Origin of the sequence: Fodinibius roseus (assembly GCF_900129315.1) — a bacterium.
Lineage (GTDB): Bacteria > Bacteroidota > Rhodothermia > Balneolales > Balneolaceae > Fodinibius > Fodinibius roseus.
Genome location: NZ_FQUS01000008.1, coordinates 25,484 through 38,103, shown reverse-complemented (window position 1 = coordinate 38,103; position 12,620 = coordinate 25,484). Strand labels below are relative to the sequence as shown.

Annotated in this window: 20 protein-coding genes and 1 pseudogene; 13 read left to right on the top strand and 8 right to left on the bottom strand. The window is 44.0% G+C overall.

The window, feature by feature from the left end:
* Positions 1–21: 21 nt before the first annotated feature.
* The 11 genes from BUB16_RS08900 (at position 22) to BUB16_RS08850 (ending at position 5,540) form a co-directional block, all read left to right on the top strand.
* Positions 22–507 (top strand): hypothetical protein, encoded by a 486-nt coding sequence (locus tag BUB16_RS08900; protein WP_073062557.1) that lies wholly within the window; start codon positions 22–24, stop codon positions 505–507.
* 2 nt (positions 508–509) lie between these two features.
* Positions 510–725 (top strand): SHOCT domain-containing protein, encoded by a 216-nt coding sequence (locus tag BUB16_RS08895; RefSeq protein ID WP_073062554.1) that lies wholly within the window; start codon positions 510–512, stop codon positions 723–725.
* A 14-nt stretch (positions 726–739) separates the two neighbouring features.
* The gene (locus BUB16_RS21195) at positions 740–928 is read left to right on the top strand and encodes a hypothetical protein (protein WP_139240251.1); all 189 of its coding nucleotides are present in this window, start codon (positions 740–742) and stop codon (positions 926–928) included.
* Between the two features lie 15 nt (positions 929–943).
* Complete coding sequence (locus BUB16_RS08885; protein WP_073062547.1) at positions 944–1,231, top strand: DUF5676 family membrane protein; 288 nt, start codon at positions 944–946, stop codon at positions 1,229–1,231.
* Positions 1,232–1,410: 179 nt separating this feature from the next.
* Complete coding sequence (locus BUB16_RS08880; protein WP_073062544.1) at positions 1,411–2,157, top strand: cytochrome b/b6 domain-containing protein; 747 nt, start codon at positions 1,411–1,413, stop codon at positions 2,155–2,157.
* An 11-nt stretch (positions 2,158–2,168) separates the two neighbouring features.
* Entirely contained in the window at positions 2,169–2,690 is a 522-nt protein-coding gene (locus BUB16_RS08875; protein ID WP_073062540.1) for a helix-turn-helix transcriptional regulator, read from the top strand.
* Between the two features lie 27 nt (positions 2,691–2,717).
* The gene (locus tag BUB16_RS08870) at positions 2,718–3,125 is read left to right on the top strand and encodes a cyclic nucleotide-binding domain-containing protein (RefSeq protein WP_073062537.1); all 408 of its coding nucleotides are present in this window, start codon (positions 2,718–2,720) and stop codon (positions 3,123–3,125) included.
* Positions 3,122–3,466 carry a Crp/Fnr family transcriptional regulator gene (locus BUB16_RS08865; protein WP_073062534.1) on the top strand — a complete coding sequence of 115 codons (345 nt, stop codon included), beginning with the start codon at positions 3,122–3,124 and terminating at the stop codon, positions 3,464–3,466. Before BUB16_RS08870 ends, BUB16_RS08865 begins: the two co-directional genes overlap by 4 nt.
* Before the next feature lie 165 nt (positions 3,467–3,631).
* A complete protein-coding gene (locus BUB16_RS08860; protein ID WP_073062531.1) occupies positions 3,632–4,234 on the top strand; it encodes a DUF6448 family protein in 603 nt (200 codons plus the stop codon).
* A 97-nt stretch (positions 4,235–4,331) separates the two neighbouring features.
* The gene (locus BUB16_RS08855) at positions 4,332–4,556 is read left to right on the top strand and encodes a heavy-metal-associated domain-containing protein (protein WP_073062528.1); all 225 of its coding nucleotides are present in this window, start codon (positions 4,332–4,334) and stop codon (positions 4,554–4,556) included.
* A 12-nt stretch (positions 4,557–4,568) separates the two neighbouring features.
* Positions 4,569–5,540, top strand: a complete 972-nt coding sequence (locus tag BUB16_RS08850; RefSeq protein ID WP_073062524.1) for an HAD-IC family P-type ATPase — start codon at positions 4,569–4,571, stop codon at positions 5,538–5,540.
* A 17-nt stretch (positions 5,541–5,557) separates the two neighbouring features.
* Here BUB16_RS08850 and BUB16_RS08845 read toward each other — a convergent pair whose 3' ends face one another.
* The 8 genes from BUB16_RS08845 to BUB16_RS08805 form a co-directional block, all read right to left on the bottom strand.
* A complete protein-coding gene (locus BUB16_RS08845; RefSeq protein WP_073062519.1) occupies positions 5,558–6,049 on the bottom strand; it encodes a hypothetical protein in 492 nt (163 codons plus the stop codon).
* 31 nt (positions 6,050–6,080) lie between these two features.
* Positions 6,081–6,503: a hypothetical protein gene (locus BUB16_RS08840; RefSeq protein ID WP_073062514.1), complete on the bottom strand. Its 423-nt coding sequence runs from the start codon at positions 6,501–6,503 to the stop codon at positions 6,081–6,083.
* A gap of 2 nt (positions 6,504–6,505) precedes the next feature.
* The gene (locus tag BUB16_RS08835) at positions 6,506–7,663 is read right to left on the bottom strand and encodes a M23 family metallopeptidase (RefSeq protein WP_084088149.1); all 1,158 of its coding nucleotides are present in this window, start codon (positions 7,661–7,663) and stop codon (positions 6,506–6,508) included.
* A gap of 12 nt (positions 7,664–7,675) precedes the next feature.
* On the bottom strand, positions 7,676–8,065 hold the full coding sequence (locus BUB16_RS08830; RefSeq protein WP_139240250.1) for a hypothetical protein: 390 nt from the start codon (positions 8,063–8,065) through the stop codon (positions 7,676–7,678).
* Between the two features lie 651 nt (positions 8,066–8,716).
* Positions 8,717–9,595 (bottom strand): LytR/AlgR family response regulator transcription factor, encoded by an 879-nt coding sequence (locus BUB16_RS08820; RefSeq protein WP_139240249.1) that lies wholly within the window; start codon positions 9,593–9,595, stop codon positions 8,717–8,719.
* Between the two features lie 104 nt (positions 9,596–9,699).
* Positions 9,700–10,149: a DUF2269 family protein gene (locus tag BUB16_RS08815; RefSeq protein WP_211483136.1), complete on the bottom strand. Its 450-nt coding sequence runs from the start codon at positions 10,147–10,149 to the stop codon at positions 9,700–9,702.
* A gap of 39 nt (positions 10,150–10,188) precedes the next feature.
* Positions 10,189–11,025 carry an SDR family NAD(P)-dependent oxidoreductase gene (locus BUB16_RS08810; protein WP_073062496.1) on the bottom strand — a complete coding sequence of 279 codons (837 nt, stop codon included), beginning with the start codon at positions 11,023–11,025 and terminating at the stop codon, positions 10,189–10,191.
* A 141-nt stretch (positions 11,026–11,166) separates the two neighbouring features.
* Positions 11,167–12,021, bottom strand: a complete 855-nt coding sequence (locus BUB16_RS08805) for a LytR/AlgR family response regulator transcription factor (RefSeq protein ID WP_073062492.1) — start codon at positions 12,019–12,021, stop codon at positions 11,167–11,169.
* Between the two features lie 141 nt (positions 12,022–12,162).
* Here BUB16_RS08805 and BUB16_RS22190 point away from each other — a divergent pair.
* Both BUB16_RS22190 and BUB16_RS21460 read left to right on the top strand, forming a co-directional pair.
* Positions 12,163–12,288 (top strand): annotated as a pseudogene (locus tag BUB16_RS22190) (lycopene cyclase domain-containing protein); the annotation flags it as partial.
* Positions 12,289–12,422: 134 nt separating this feature from the next.
* Entirely contained in the window at positions 12,423–12,575 is a 153-nt protein-coding gene (locus BUB16_RS21460) for a hypothetical protein (RefSeq protein WP_170864338.1), read from the top strand.
* Positions 12,576–12,620 lie beyond the last annotated feature (45 nt).

Here is a 12,620-nt window from a genome sequence, read left to right as displayed (position 1 = left end):
TATAAAACCAAGGTGACAACTATGAAACGCTTAACCCTCACACTATCACTTGTTCTTCTCTTAGCAGGTATGGGCCTTGCCCAGCAAAAGCAAGGAGATATGACCAAGAAGAAACAACAAATGATGGAAATGATGCAGGATTCGACCATGCAGTCTATGATGATGGAGCATATGGCACAGAATCCCGAATTGCGCAAGCAGATGATGCAGTCCATGATGCAAAACATGAACATGGACAGTACCATGATGATGGGTAATATGCAGAAAATGATGGATAACCCTGAAATGAAAGAACGCATGCAAGCCCACATGAAGATGATGCAGTCCATGATGGACGGCAATAAAATGGATCACTCCAACATGATGGAGATGATGGGTGACTCCTCCATGATGAAAATGCATATGATGTGCATGCAGATGATGCAGGGTAACATGATGGATGGCCAGGGAATGATGAACAAAAAAGACGGCATGAAAGGCAACAGCCACGAGCAACATCACAACTGATCATGGACTGGCTAAACGCTCTAAATACGCATTGGGCCCCGGTATTATGGATTTTATTAGCCGGGGTCTTTCTTCTGATCTGGTATCTTGCCATGCGCGGCAAGCACCGGCTTGAAATCAGAAATGCAGTTGTCGAAGTTCACCGTAGACGATTTCAAACCGGTGAAATATCAAAAGAAGAGTTCAACAGGCTCAAAAGCTCACTTACCGACAACTAACCATATCACATAAAATGAGTAAGCATACCCTTTGGATGATTATTGGATGTGGTGTTCCACTTCTGCTTCTGTTTTTCGCCCCAATGCTGGGGCTGAGCAGTAACGTATCCATCTTTCTGTTTATCGCAGCGATGTTTGCCTGCCATATCCTGATGATTGGTCACCACCGAAAAGGATCCAAACATCAAGATCACCAACATTAAAATTCGGAGGTACTCATGAGAACGCTAAACATCAAAAAAATGGGACTGGCTGTTGGCGCTACCGGCGCTGTTCTATATATCGGTTGTATTATCCTGATGGTTTCGGTGGGAAGAGAAGGGACTATTTTCTTCTTTAACAGCCTTTTGCACGGACTGGATGTAGAACCCATAATTCGTATGAGTGTCCCGCCATTGGATGTACTGTTTGGCATCATACAAACATTTATTCTCGGTTGGCTGGTGGGAGCATTAATAGCGGCAATATATAATGTTGGCATAAGCAAAAAAGATCGGCCGGAATAGACTGAAAATAAATTAATAAATTAAACCTGCTGAAAATTGGTCTTTATGCTCAAGCATATTCGATCTAAGATTAAAAATGGTGATTAAGAGCGGTTTTATACATCATTTGTTTGATGCGCAAGTAAGGTGAATTCAGAATATTGAGGCAGAAATCAACCATCACCTTATGGACCGCAGCTATGAAAGAGCATAATAAGACAACCGTTTATGATTGGCCGACGCGAATTTTCCACTGGCTTTTCGCCTTCCTCTTTTTGGGTGCTTATATCATTGTCGAAACAGTAGACGACGAAAATCCGCTCTTTACCCTTCACATGATGGCGGGACTGACAATCGGATTTATGCTGGTTCTGAGAATTGTTTGGGGATTTATTGGGACGACCTATGCCCGTTTTTCATCATTTAAGCTGAACCCGGGTGAACTCATCAGATATTTAAAAGATGCAGTCGTCGCAAAAACCAAAAGATACCTGGGACACAATCCGGCCTCCAGCTATGCGGCAGTTATCATGTTTATTTGCGCTGCGGGATTAGCTTTCACCGGAGTAATGATGACGAGTGGTGGAGAGAGCGATTTCTATGAAGAGTCTCACGAACTGTTGGCCAATATATTTCTGATTACCGTAGTGGCCCATGTCGGTGGCATTATATTCCATCATTTTAAACACAAGGATTCGCTGTGGTCGAGCATGTTCGATGGTAAAAAGAAACCGCTATCAGAAAAACCCGGTATTACCAATAGCAAAAGGTTGGCCGAAATGCTATTTTTAATCCTTACATTAATGTGGACGGGTTACTTGTATTCCAACTACGATAGCACGAACCAAAGTTTAAATTTCTTTGGACAAGAGCTGGTCCTGGGTGAAGATGAACATGAGTCTGCTTATGAAGGAGAAACCCATGAAGAAGAAAATAATGACGATTAAGCGATCATAAAATGAATAGCAATGAACGATGGATCATTGCCGTGATCCTTTTTGTAATAGCAGTGCTGGCATCCATAGATATCTACAATGACTATTTTGAAGGAGTAGCACTGTGGCATATTTCGATTGAAGCGGCCGTGGGATTTATGGCGTTGGGAGGCGTTTCTTATTTGGTTCGAGGTCGCTTCAAATTGCAGCACTCATTGGCCAGAGAGCAACAGTTTTCGAAGGACTTGCAAGCTGAGGCCCAGAAATGGAAGCAGGTGTCTGAAAAATACGTAAAGGGTCTGAGCATCGAGATCGAAAACCAGCTGGATCGATGGGGCTTGACGGAGGCCGAGAAAGAGGTTTCCTTTCTGCTGCTGAAAGGATTAAGCAACAAAGAAATTGCCGAAGTCAGAGATACCAGTGTCCCAACTGTTCGGGCACAAACCAATGCGATCTATCCCAAGTCGGGGCTGTCGGGACGATCCGAACTATCCGCCTTTTTTCTTGAGGATCTGCTGCTGCCTCAAAAGCAGGAAACAAGTTAATATTTCGGATTAAAACACTTTTAACGTATGTCAAAAAAAAGGGAAACCCCGCTTCACAGTCCGTCCTTGGAAGGGCATCACTGCACCATTGATCTGCGCCTGGAGAAGCTGGGGATGGTTCCGTTTTTTCAAGATTTATCTGAAGAACAGCTCCGCGAAGTAAATAAAAAATTTACGGCTAATCACTATTCCAAAGGAGAAACGATTTACCGGCAGGGCGACTCTGCAACCATGCTTCGGGTGGTCGTCGTGGGAAACGTAAAATTGGTGGCTCACACCCTGGAGGGAGAAGGTGTGCTGCTGGATATGCTGCAGCCGGGCGTTTTTTTCGGAAATCCCACGGCCGGCAGCAAGGATGTCTATAATGAAACAGCAGAAACTCAAACATCGGCTTGTATCCTTTCGATCAGGATTAGTGATTTAACGAAGTCATGAACCGGTATCCCTCGGTTGCTATGTCGGTATTGGATATTACGACCGATCGGCTCAATGAATCACGACAACGAATCCAGCATCTTTCTACGTTGCCGGTAACGAAACGCATAGCGCATATTCTTGTTACTTTATGCAACAAGTTCGGCGAAAAACATCAGCGCGGACTGCTGATTCAGCTCCCGCTTTCACGCAAAGATCTGGCTGACATGGTCGGTACATCTGCGGAAACCACCAGCCGGGTTATGAGTCAATTCCAAGAGGATGATCTCATTACTTCCGGTCGCCAGTGGGTTGCGATCAATGACAAGCCGGAACTGCTGCGTATTTCGGCTGAAGATTGATCTCCCCTGTGTATTTATTGCTTCCGTAAGCTGCCTTTCATTTAGTCCCCTTCCCTTTCTACAAAATTTATTTGCACTAACTTGATCCAGCTCATTTTAGTGCTGTTACCCGCCTGTTACCTTTTGATTGAATCTAAAAGACAAACCACACAAAAGGTACTCATTATGAAATACTTAGAATCACATATAAAAACCATATTAACATCAATTTTCACGTTGGTTTTTATGCTTGGCTTTGCGTCAACCAGTCAGGCCCACTGCGATCGGGTTAACGGTCCGGTCGCAACAGATGCCCGAAAGGCCCTTGAAACCGGCGATATCTCCCATGCGCTTATATGGGTAACAGATCAGCAAGCCGAAGAGCTCAAATCTAAATTTGAGCGGAGTCTGAAAGTTTATACCAAGGGTGATGAATCACAAGAGCTTGCCGAACGCTATTTTATGAGTGAGACGGTACGACTACACCGAGAGGCAGAAGGCATGCCCTTCACCGGTCTAAAACCCGCTCAACCAAGCTCGAAAGATATTCAGATAGCCGAAAAAGCACTTATCTCGGGTGAACTGACCCCTGTTAACGAAATGCTGGCCAATGAAATCAAGCAGAAAACCTCCGAACTTTATACCAAGGCTACGGAAGCCAAAAGCAAAAAGGATAACAGTGTTGAAGCCGGCCGCGCATGGGTCGATGCCTATGTAAAGTACATCGTGTACGTGCACAGCCTGTATCAAAACATACAGGAGGGGCCGGCCCACGGTGTGGGAGAGTAGTTTTTTATAACGCCAGACTTGTCGGGCTTTCAAAACCTGACAGGTCTGTAATAGCAATAAGCAAACTAATCATCTAAAACTTAAAGAGGTAATTATTATGATAACGACAAAAACAATATTGCGAAGCGATGAGCTGAGTTGCCCTTCATGCGTAAACAACATCGAATCGAACCTGAATCAGACAGAAGGCGTATCCAATGCCAGGGTCCATTTTAATACCGGACGCATCGAAGTAGAACACGATCCCGATAGGGCCTCCGAAGAGAAACTGATCGAGGTCGTCCGACAATCAGGATACGAAGCTCGAATCTCTCCATTTTAAATCCACAAAACTATGAAATTACTTCAAAAACTAGTGCGTAATGCAACAAAACGGAAGAAAGCACTACTGATCGTCAGCGGCCTGCTCATCACAGCCGGGTGGGCCGCAAATTTCTTTGGGGCTTTGCCCCGGCTGTATAACGTCCTGATGCTGCTGGCAACACTGACGGCCGGATTTGAAATTGCCCGCAGGGCCTGGCAGGGGCTGCGGAACCGGCATACTAATATAGAACTGCTGGTGACCATCGCTGCCACGGGCGGGATCTTCATCGGCGTATTCTGGGAGGCCGCGGCCGTTACTTTTCTGTTTCTGCTGGGCGGCTGGCTGGAAGCCCGGACGATGAGCAAGACCCGCAATACCCTGAAAGAACTGATTAATATGGCCCCGGAAACTGCAATAGTTATAGATGGTGGAGAACGAAAGGAAATTCCGGCCCGGCAGGTTCAGGAAGGGATGAAGGTGCTGGTTAAGCCGGGATCAAAAATACCGGTTGACGGCATGGTGGAATCCGGTACTACGTCGATAGACGAAAGTGCGATTACCGGAGAGCCGATCCCGGCCGAAAAGCAGACCGGATCGGAAGTGTATGCGGGCCTCTTGCCGGAAGACAAAAACGATATCATCCTTGAAATGCAGGAGAAAGGTCATACAGTGGCAATGATCGGGGACGGCATCAACGATGCGCCGGCCCTTGCCTCAGCCGATATAGGTATGGCCATGGGTGCAGCCGGAACCGACGTGGCCATCGAAACGGCTGATATTGCACTAATGTCGAACGAACTGATGAATATTCCAGAGGCCTTGAAGATATCGAAATTGACGTTGCGGAATATTCACCAAAATGTAGCTATTGCCCTAATAACGGTAGCTGCATTACTTGCCGGTGTATTTGCAGGATCGGTGCATATGGCGGGCGGTATGTTGATTCATGAGCTGTCGGTGATGGCCGTAATTCTAAACGGTATGCGGCTGCGATGGGTTTAATTATAGTAACGCGTAGTCTACTCACGCATAAAAACGCCCTCCATGACAGCTTTGCCTTGTTGCATCAGGATCCATTTATAGGTGCTGTCCGATTGCATTTCCATTACTTCCCTATAGGCACTTTTAATTCCATTTTTATCGTAGGCTGTCAGATCACTTGCCATACCACCATTTTCAAACGTTGTGGTATAGTCAAAGAAAACCACCGGTATGTTGGTCGCCGTTACATATCCTTTGATCTCTTGCTTGCCCGGATGCCAAAACCACATTCCCTCCGAAACTAGTGTTCGGGATCCATCACTGCCTGTTTGATAGCTCTTTGCCATAACTGATGTTTTGCCCGGCCCCCATTCGAAAACCTGGAGTGAGTTATCCAGTTCCCACTCTCCTATGAATTGATCAAAGGACTGGAGGTGATTCGTTGATTGTGAGTAACTTAGAGTTGGCAATAAGGCAATTGCAATTGATAGCAAGAAGTAGCTCAGACATAACATGATTTTGTTTTTCATAGGAATTTTCCTCGTTTATAATTATTGGTGATTAGTTATCTGCTGTTTTCTTGATTTTGAAGACAGCAATATATTCTTCGAGTTCTATAGTCTTGGTACTGACCGACCAGGGCATTAGTTTTTCAAGATGTAATCCGTATTCTTCAAAATCGACATTTGCAGTATTTTGAGTTAAGACATCGAGTTCAAATTTTCCGTGGGTTCCATCCTTTTTTAAAACCTGAACCAGAATCGTAGCTTCCCCGGCATGTATGCAGGTTACATCTATCGGACAACGGGAGTCGCTCATAACATCCAGAAAAGTAACATTCATCTCATCCCTGTTGAGGGAAACAGACTCTCCAAATCCAACTTCTACGGTGGCATTTAAAAGATTATTTTTGTCTTGTTGTTCATTTAGCTCACAACAAACCAAAAAAACAAAAAGAATACAGCACCATCTTAATAATATCATCTCTATTTATCCTCCGGCGTGAACGGTTTGGCTTCATACAGCCCCCCGATCAATAAACCATTCGGGTTTGGGCTTGTATTTCGGAAGGTAGATGGCAGTGTTTCTGTGCCTGTCTCCTTTTGAACATGAAAGTGTAAATGTGCCTCTTGGAAACCTTCGGTAAGATTGCTGGCTCCGCTTCTCGCAATTACATCACCCTGATGAACGATCTGACCGACCTCGACAAACACTCCATTTTGGTCCAGATGACCATAACGAGCCCGTGTACCGTCGGCATGCCGGACAATTACGATATTAGCCCCATTCCCGCCGCCGTTATAGTTTTCAAATTCCTCGACGGCCTCTTCCACCTTTCCCGATCTTGCAGCGATAATGGTCGTTCCTATAGGCATTCTAAAGTCATAGCCAAATCGAATGTCATTCTGATGCGAACTGTCTGTACAATTTCCTTGCAAAATCAAATAGGCTTCTCCGACCCGATAAGGAAGCACATACAGTGAGCTTTCCCAGGTCGGATAGTTCACTCCCGCACAATTTTCCCTTGGGTCTTCTTCGGGTACGAACGGTTCTGCAAAGTATGCAGAACCGGTGAGCAGCCCATCCGGATTAGGTTCGGTATTGCGAAATGTTACGGGCCGGGTTTCTCTGGTGATACCATCCAAGACATGAAAATGAAGATGAGGTGTTTCCCCATGGTTCAGACCGCTTGCACCACTCTTTGCTATGATCTCTCCCTCTCTTACAAACTGGCCGACGCGTACCAGAGCGCTACTTTTATCCAAATTTTCGTACGAGGAACGAGAGTTATCTGAGTGCTGAATCTCAATTTTGTTAACTCCGTTACCTTCACCGTTAAAATTTTCAAAGTCTTCTACCACTTCCTTTACAACTCCCAAACGTGCCGCCGTCACCGAGGAACCGACCGGCATGTCGAAATCGTAACTAAATCGAATATCTCCTTCGTGCTCACTGCCGGCACAGTTGCCACGCAGAACAGAGTAACCTTCGCCCACAGGATAGGGAAGTACAAACTTAGAATTTTCCCAAGCAGGATAATTTGCATCCGGGCAGCTAAGCGGAATTTCTCCGGGACCGCTACCACTACAAGATGCTACTATCATCAAAGTGATAGAAGAATATATAATTGATTTATTTGTCATTGTATTTAGCTCCTATCTAAGGATATACCCATTTTCTTCGGTGGTCTCAGAAATCCACCATTGCCGTACCTCGGGGTGGGTCTGCGAAGCATCCCAACGGCCATCAATAGGCCCACCGGCAAAAGAAAAGGTAGCGTTGTACCAGGTTACTCCCGCAATATTACCACTCTTCCGCATCGTACGGTAATGCTCAAAAAACTCCGGTATCACGGACGGCTCTCTTAGGGCCGTAGCCTTCCATCCGGTATCGGGATCAGTACGGTTGTCGGCAAAAATACTAAATTCGGCAATCCAGGTTCGCTTACCTATAGCCTCCCGGGCACGAGAAGCAAAATCGAGCCCCTCAGAGGCCAGGTGCATATCTCCTCCGTCTGGTGGATCTCTGTGCGGCCAACTTGGCATGTAGATGGAGATTCCGGGATATACCTCAATGTTTTTGTCATCAAGGTTTGGAATGGTTTGTTCATTCCATTGGACCAAAAAGCAGGCTTGGGGAATCCTGCCTCGATATAATTTTCATCATCTCCCACACCGGTGCCTCGTTCAAAATGAACGCCGTAATAAATTTCGTTCCCTGGTTGCTCCCCTGAACCAGTCGCGTTCTTTTTGCATTGAAAAGAAAAAAACAGAAGTAAAAATCCAATCAAATAATGATGAATACTGTAATTCATATGGCAACTCACTTCTGCTTTCGTTGAATAATAGATTCGAGTTCTTGTCTAAAGATTCAGAAAGAAATTTTCGCATATGATAGATGCCCATCTTTATTAGATACTACACGCGAAAAGGTATTTCCCCAAAACTTGTGACTTATTTTTAACTGAATAAAAGTGTTTAAAAAGAATACCTTATTATTCATAGACTGTAGAAAATATATGTAACGACCAGCTCTTGATTTAATATTTAGTATGAATACAGGATATAAGGGATGAATTGAAGATTGATATGCGAATTCGAAAATCTGTTTCAATAATGATATTTAAAAAAAAACCTGTTGAGGCATGAATTATTGAAAGGAAAGACTGCAAATTTATAATGATGCAAGAGTAGCAATTAATAATCCTGATTCAGGTATTCGACAACCTCCAGAATAGATCTCCGGTAGCTACGAGAAACCGGGATAGGTTCTTTTATATTTCTTATATGTAGCTCAAATCCTTGATTGCCTGTTTGTACTTTTACTACCTGAATCAAATTCACGATAAACGATCGGTGGCATCGTTCCACCGGGTATGCATTTAATTGAGACTCAATTTTTTGCAACGAGCTCCGGAGAAGCGTCTTCTTTACTTCCTCGTTAGACAGGTAATAGACCTCAATATAATTTCCCGCCCCGGTTATATACAGCAGCTCATTGAGCCGAAGCCGCAGCTTTTCTTTCCCATTTTCAGAAGAGATGAGAATTTGATGTTCTTTAATATTCACAGCATCTAACTCTTGCGCTTGTGATGTAAGCTCCAAAAAATTCCCTTTATAAAAAATCAGGTAGTCCGCAAGTACCATCAGGCTGACCGGAATCGCTGCTATGGAAAACATCCAGCCCGTGAACAGGAATATTCGCTCCATGTTGAAATTGGTAATCCCAAGTTCAGCAAGGCTTATCACATACACGGCACAAACCGAAACAATATTCCATAAAATCCAGAGCATGTGGGCACCAACCGTCCATTCCGAAAACTGAAAAAGAGAGGGCAACCGTGGTTCCAGAAGAAATAGATTAGCGCCGAAAACCAACAACGATAGACCCGACATCAGCAGCGCAATGCGAATCAGCCTTGGATCCGGGATCATAGACAGGCCAAAAGGCTGAAAATAGTAGATAAACACCCAGATAAAGGCCGAAAAAGAGACGCAAAGGATCAACTTCTTTCGAATACAGCGTTTGCAAGGGTAAGGCTGCTGCAATAGATTTCTGAAGGTTTGAGTATTCACTTATAAGCTCATTTTTAGGACCAGACTTCCTGCAATGTAAATTCTCCATCTGAAATCTTCAAAATGGAAAAAGTTTATTAACTTATAGCCGAATAGAAACTATCTTAGATCGGCGGTTTAAAAACCATTAAAATGATGGCCAAAAAAGCAGTTATGGATGCCAGACCGGCCCATACTTTCCAACTTTTTAAATCCCGATAAAGCTGGTCATCGGGAATAGATTCCTGGCTTAGAATTTCTTCGGCTTTTTTTTCCATGCGTACCTGCAGTGGCAGAACTCTGACAACGAAAAGGAGCCCTGACACACCAAATGCTATCAGCGACCACAAAATCCACCCCGTGCCGAATATTGGAATATTGGCCATCAGAGAGGCAGCCACTCCGCTGAGCAGAATTAGAATAACGGATATGGTTGTTAGCCATTTATCGGCTGTGTTCACCAGTTTTAGATTGTGAATTACAACTTGGATAGATGTTTGTTTGTGTATCCTCATCATCAAAAAGAACGCAATCATCAGGTTGCCAAAAAACAGAATTACGCCCAGGATATGCAAGAAAATCATCAATTTATAAAGCATAGATCAGTTTCTCCCTTAAAGAATATATTTTGTTAATAGACGTATCAGAAGCAACATTCCCAAAACCGGGAAGAACCATTTCCAGAGCAACAGATCGCCAAGCCTGATCCAGACAGCATTCAGTTTTGCCAGAATGCCTACGAAGAACGGAAAGGTCAGGCTGGGGATGGGCAGCCAAATACACAGACTGACCCAGCGTGTAACGGCTTTAGGAGAAAGTTTAGGCGAATACTTGACCAGAGGCGGAATTGATTTCCGGGGGATTCGCTCCTCATTCCAAAAATCGGTCTTTACCGAACCGGGATTGAGACATGATACACCCACACCTGTCCCCAATAGTTCCCGATGCAGTGCCTCAGATAGCCCGACCACTGCAAATTTCGAGGCGCTGTATCCGCTGGTTACCGGCAAAGCAAACTTGCCGGACCCGGAAGAAATATTCACAATTTTCCCGCTCTTTTTTTCAATCATCGACGGCAATAGCTCTCTAATGAAGTAATACGTTCCCCAGTAATTCACGTCCATCATCTGCCGGTGTTCCTCTTCGGTGATATCCATGAACGGTTTCCAAACGCCAAAACCGGCACTGTTGATGAGTATATCAGGATTACCATACAGCTTAACAATTTCCCGGCAAATTCGACGGACCATTTCACCATCGGCTACATCACAAATAAGCGCATGGGCTTCCCCGTTGCGATTCATTATTTCATTCGCTGCCTCCCGGAGCTTATCTCTGTCTCTGGCAACAAGAATAACGCGAGCTCCTTTTTTTGCCAGGTTTAAGGCCACGGCTTTTCCGATTCCTCGGGAAGCACCGGTTATCACCACAAGTTTTCTTCGAATTTTCATAAATATTGATTACTGCCGGTTAATAAACGTTTCAAAGTCTAATCTAACAGAAAGGCAGCTTATTTGGAGTGGATTGGGATGTTTGGCAAGGGTTTGGGATGAATGACAAACACCTATCCTGAGAAAGAAAGACTCGAGATCCTAAATACTTTCCAGTTTCTTCAACACTTCTTTATGACGAGACCGCGATACAGGAATGATGACATCCACGTGGTTAAGTACTAATTTATACCCCTGAGCATTTCCCTCGATTGCTTTTATACTATTCAGGTTTACGATGTATGATCGATGGCAGCGAAGAATCCATGATGGAGATATTTGATCTTCCAGTTTTTTCAATGTAGATCTCAACATCGTTCCCTTCTTTTCTCCGTTCTCCAGATAGCAGATATAAGCATAATTATCTCTGGATTCGGCATAGAGAAAATGATCCGCCTCACATTCTACTTTTTCATTTCCTGTTTCAGAGCTAAAGCAAAGAGTCTCTTTAATATTTGCATCTCTGTTTTTGAGCCGTTGGTTACTCCGGTTAGCTACATTTAATCGTCTTTTATATAAAACCAGATGCGATATTAACACGATAACGGCAATGGGAAAGAAACCGATGACAAAGGTGATCAACATAATAAACAGAAAAGAGACGAGACCTGTTTCTAAAAACCCCGTAACTATTGCAAACAGATAGTTTCCCAGCCCCACGCTGATCAGCTGCCACCAGAGCCATACTATGTGCTTGCCTACGGTCCAGCCTTCGTTTGTAAACGTATCCCGAAATATGGCTGGCAACAAAAAGTGATTAATCCCAAGTACTACAAAGCAGACCAACCCGGAACCGATGATAAGAACCCTTTGCGATTGCCCGCTAAAACCGGCAATGCCGAACGGTTTAAATACCCACAGGAAAAGGACCACAAATAAACTTACGCCAGCCGTAATCCAAAGTCCTTGCCGGGGGTCTTCAAAAAAGGGATATGGAGAACGAAATATTGTCGTCACTGTACTATTCTTGAATCAAAAAGTTCGAATTATAGAATATGTGAGTATAACAGATCTAAAAATAAACATACTTTACGGTGTTTCCATTGATCGCGGGTATAAGCACAACCGTTTTCATTTGCTGAACATGTCTGGACGCTTGAGAAGCTGTCCGGTGTGGTGATCACCGGTATCCCGCTGGAGGAGTATCTTTTTGCCTTTACTTTTGGCATGTACTGGTCCAGCCTGTACGAACACCTCACTTGGCATAGACTACAACCTACCTGATGAAGCAAAACCTATTCTGTGTGCTTCCAAAATAATTGGAAGAACGTTTTCCGGTTTAAGCTTTATTTCAGCAATACCTTCGTATGTTCTACAAAAGAACATGACATCCGTTAATTCAATCAACAATTATTGTTATGGAAATACTAAAAAGCCTGCTTCGCAATCTTGCGGATAAACTCGACCAGATATTGGGTAAGACTCAGCTGCAGGAAGTTCCGGTAAGAGTAGATACCAAAAATCACCCGAATGCATATAAGATGAATAGGCACAATCATATAAGCGAGTAGCACTTTGAAACAAATATTTATTTTTGTTCAATAAATAACCACCAA

Bases quoted from the DNA above. Each gene is read 5' to 3' on its own strand.
- BUB16_RS08900 (WP_073062557.1), top strand. From the start codon at position 22: ATGAAACGCTTAACCCTCACACTATCACTTGTTCTTCTCTTAGCAGGT.
- BUB16_RS08895 (WP_073062554.1), top strand. From the start codon at position 510: ATGGACTGGCTAAACGCTCTAAATACGCATTGGGCCCCGGTATTATGG.
- BUB16_RS21195 (WP_139240251.1), top strand. From the start codon at position 740: ATGAGTAAGCATACCCTTTGGATGATTATTGGATGTGGTGTTCCACTT.
- BUB16_RS08885 (WP_073062547.1), top strand. From the start codon at position 944: ATGAGAACGCTAAACATCAAAAAAATGGGACTGGCTGTTGGCGCTACC.
- BUB16_RS08880 (WP_073062544.1), top strand. From the start codon at position 1,411: ATGAAAGAGCATAATAAGACAACCGTTTATGATTGGCCGACGCGAATT.
- BUB16_RS08875 (WP_073062540.1), top strand. From the start codon at position 2,169: ATGAATAGCAATGAACGATGGATCATTGCCGTGATCCTTTTTGTAATA.
- BUB16_RS08870 (WP_073062537.1), top strand. From the start codon at position 2,718: ATGTCAAAAAAAAGGGAAACCCCGCTTCACAGTCCGTCCTTGGAAGGG.
- BUB16_RS08865 (WP_073062534.1), top strand. From the start codon at position 3,122: ATGAACCGGTATCCCTCGGTTGCTATGTCGGTATTGGATATTACGACC.
- BUB16_RS08860 (WP_073062531.1), top strand. From the start codon at position 3,632: ATGAAATACTTAGAATCACATATAAAAACCATATTAACATCAATTTTC.
- BUB16_RS08855 (WP_073062528.1), top strand. From the start codon at position 4,332: ATGATAACGACAAAAACAATATTGCGAAGCGATGAGCTGAGTTGCCCT.
- BUB16_RS08850 (WP_073062524.1), top strand. From the start codon at position 4,569: ATGAAATTACTTCAAAAACTAGTGCGTAATGCAACAAAACGGAAGAAA.
- BUB16_RS08845 (WP_073062519.1), bottom strand. From the start codon at position 6,049: ATGAAAAACAAAATCATGTTATGTCTGAGCTACTTCTTGCTATCAATT.
- BUB16_RS08840 (WP_073062514.1), bottom strand. From the start codon at position 6,503: ATGATATTATTAAGATGGTGCTGTATTCTTTTTGTTTTTTTGGTTTGT.
- BUB16_RS08835 (WP_084088149.1), bottom strand. From the start codon at position 7,663: ATGACAAATAAATCAATTATATATTCTTCTATCACTTTGATGATAGTA.
- BUB16_RS08830 (WP_139240250.1), bottom strand. From the start codon at position 8,065: ATGCCAAGTTGGCCGCACAGAGATCCACCAGACGGAGGAGATATGCAC.
- BUB16_RS08810 (WP_073062496.1), bottom strand. From the start codon at position 11,025: ATGAAAATTCGAAGAAAACTTGTGGTGATAACCGGTGCTTCCCGAGGA.
- BUB16_RS21460 (WP_170864338.1), top strand. From the start codon at position 12,423: ATGGAAATACTAAAAAGCCTGCTTCGCAATCTTGCGGATAAACTCGAC.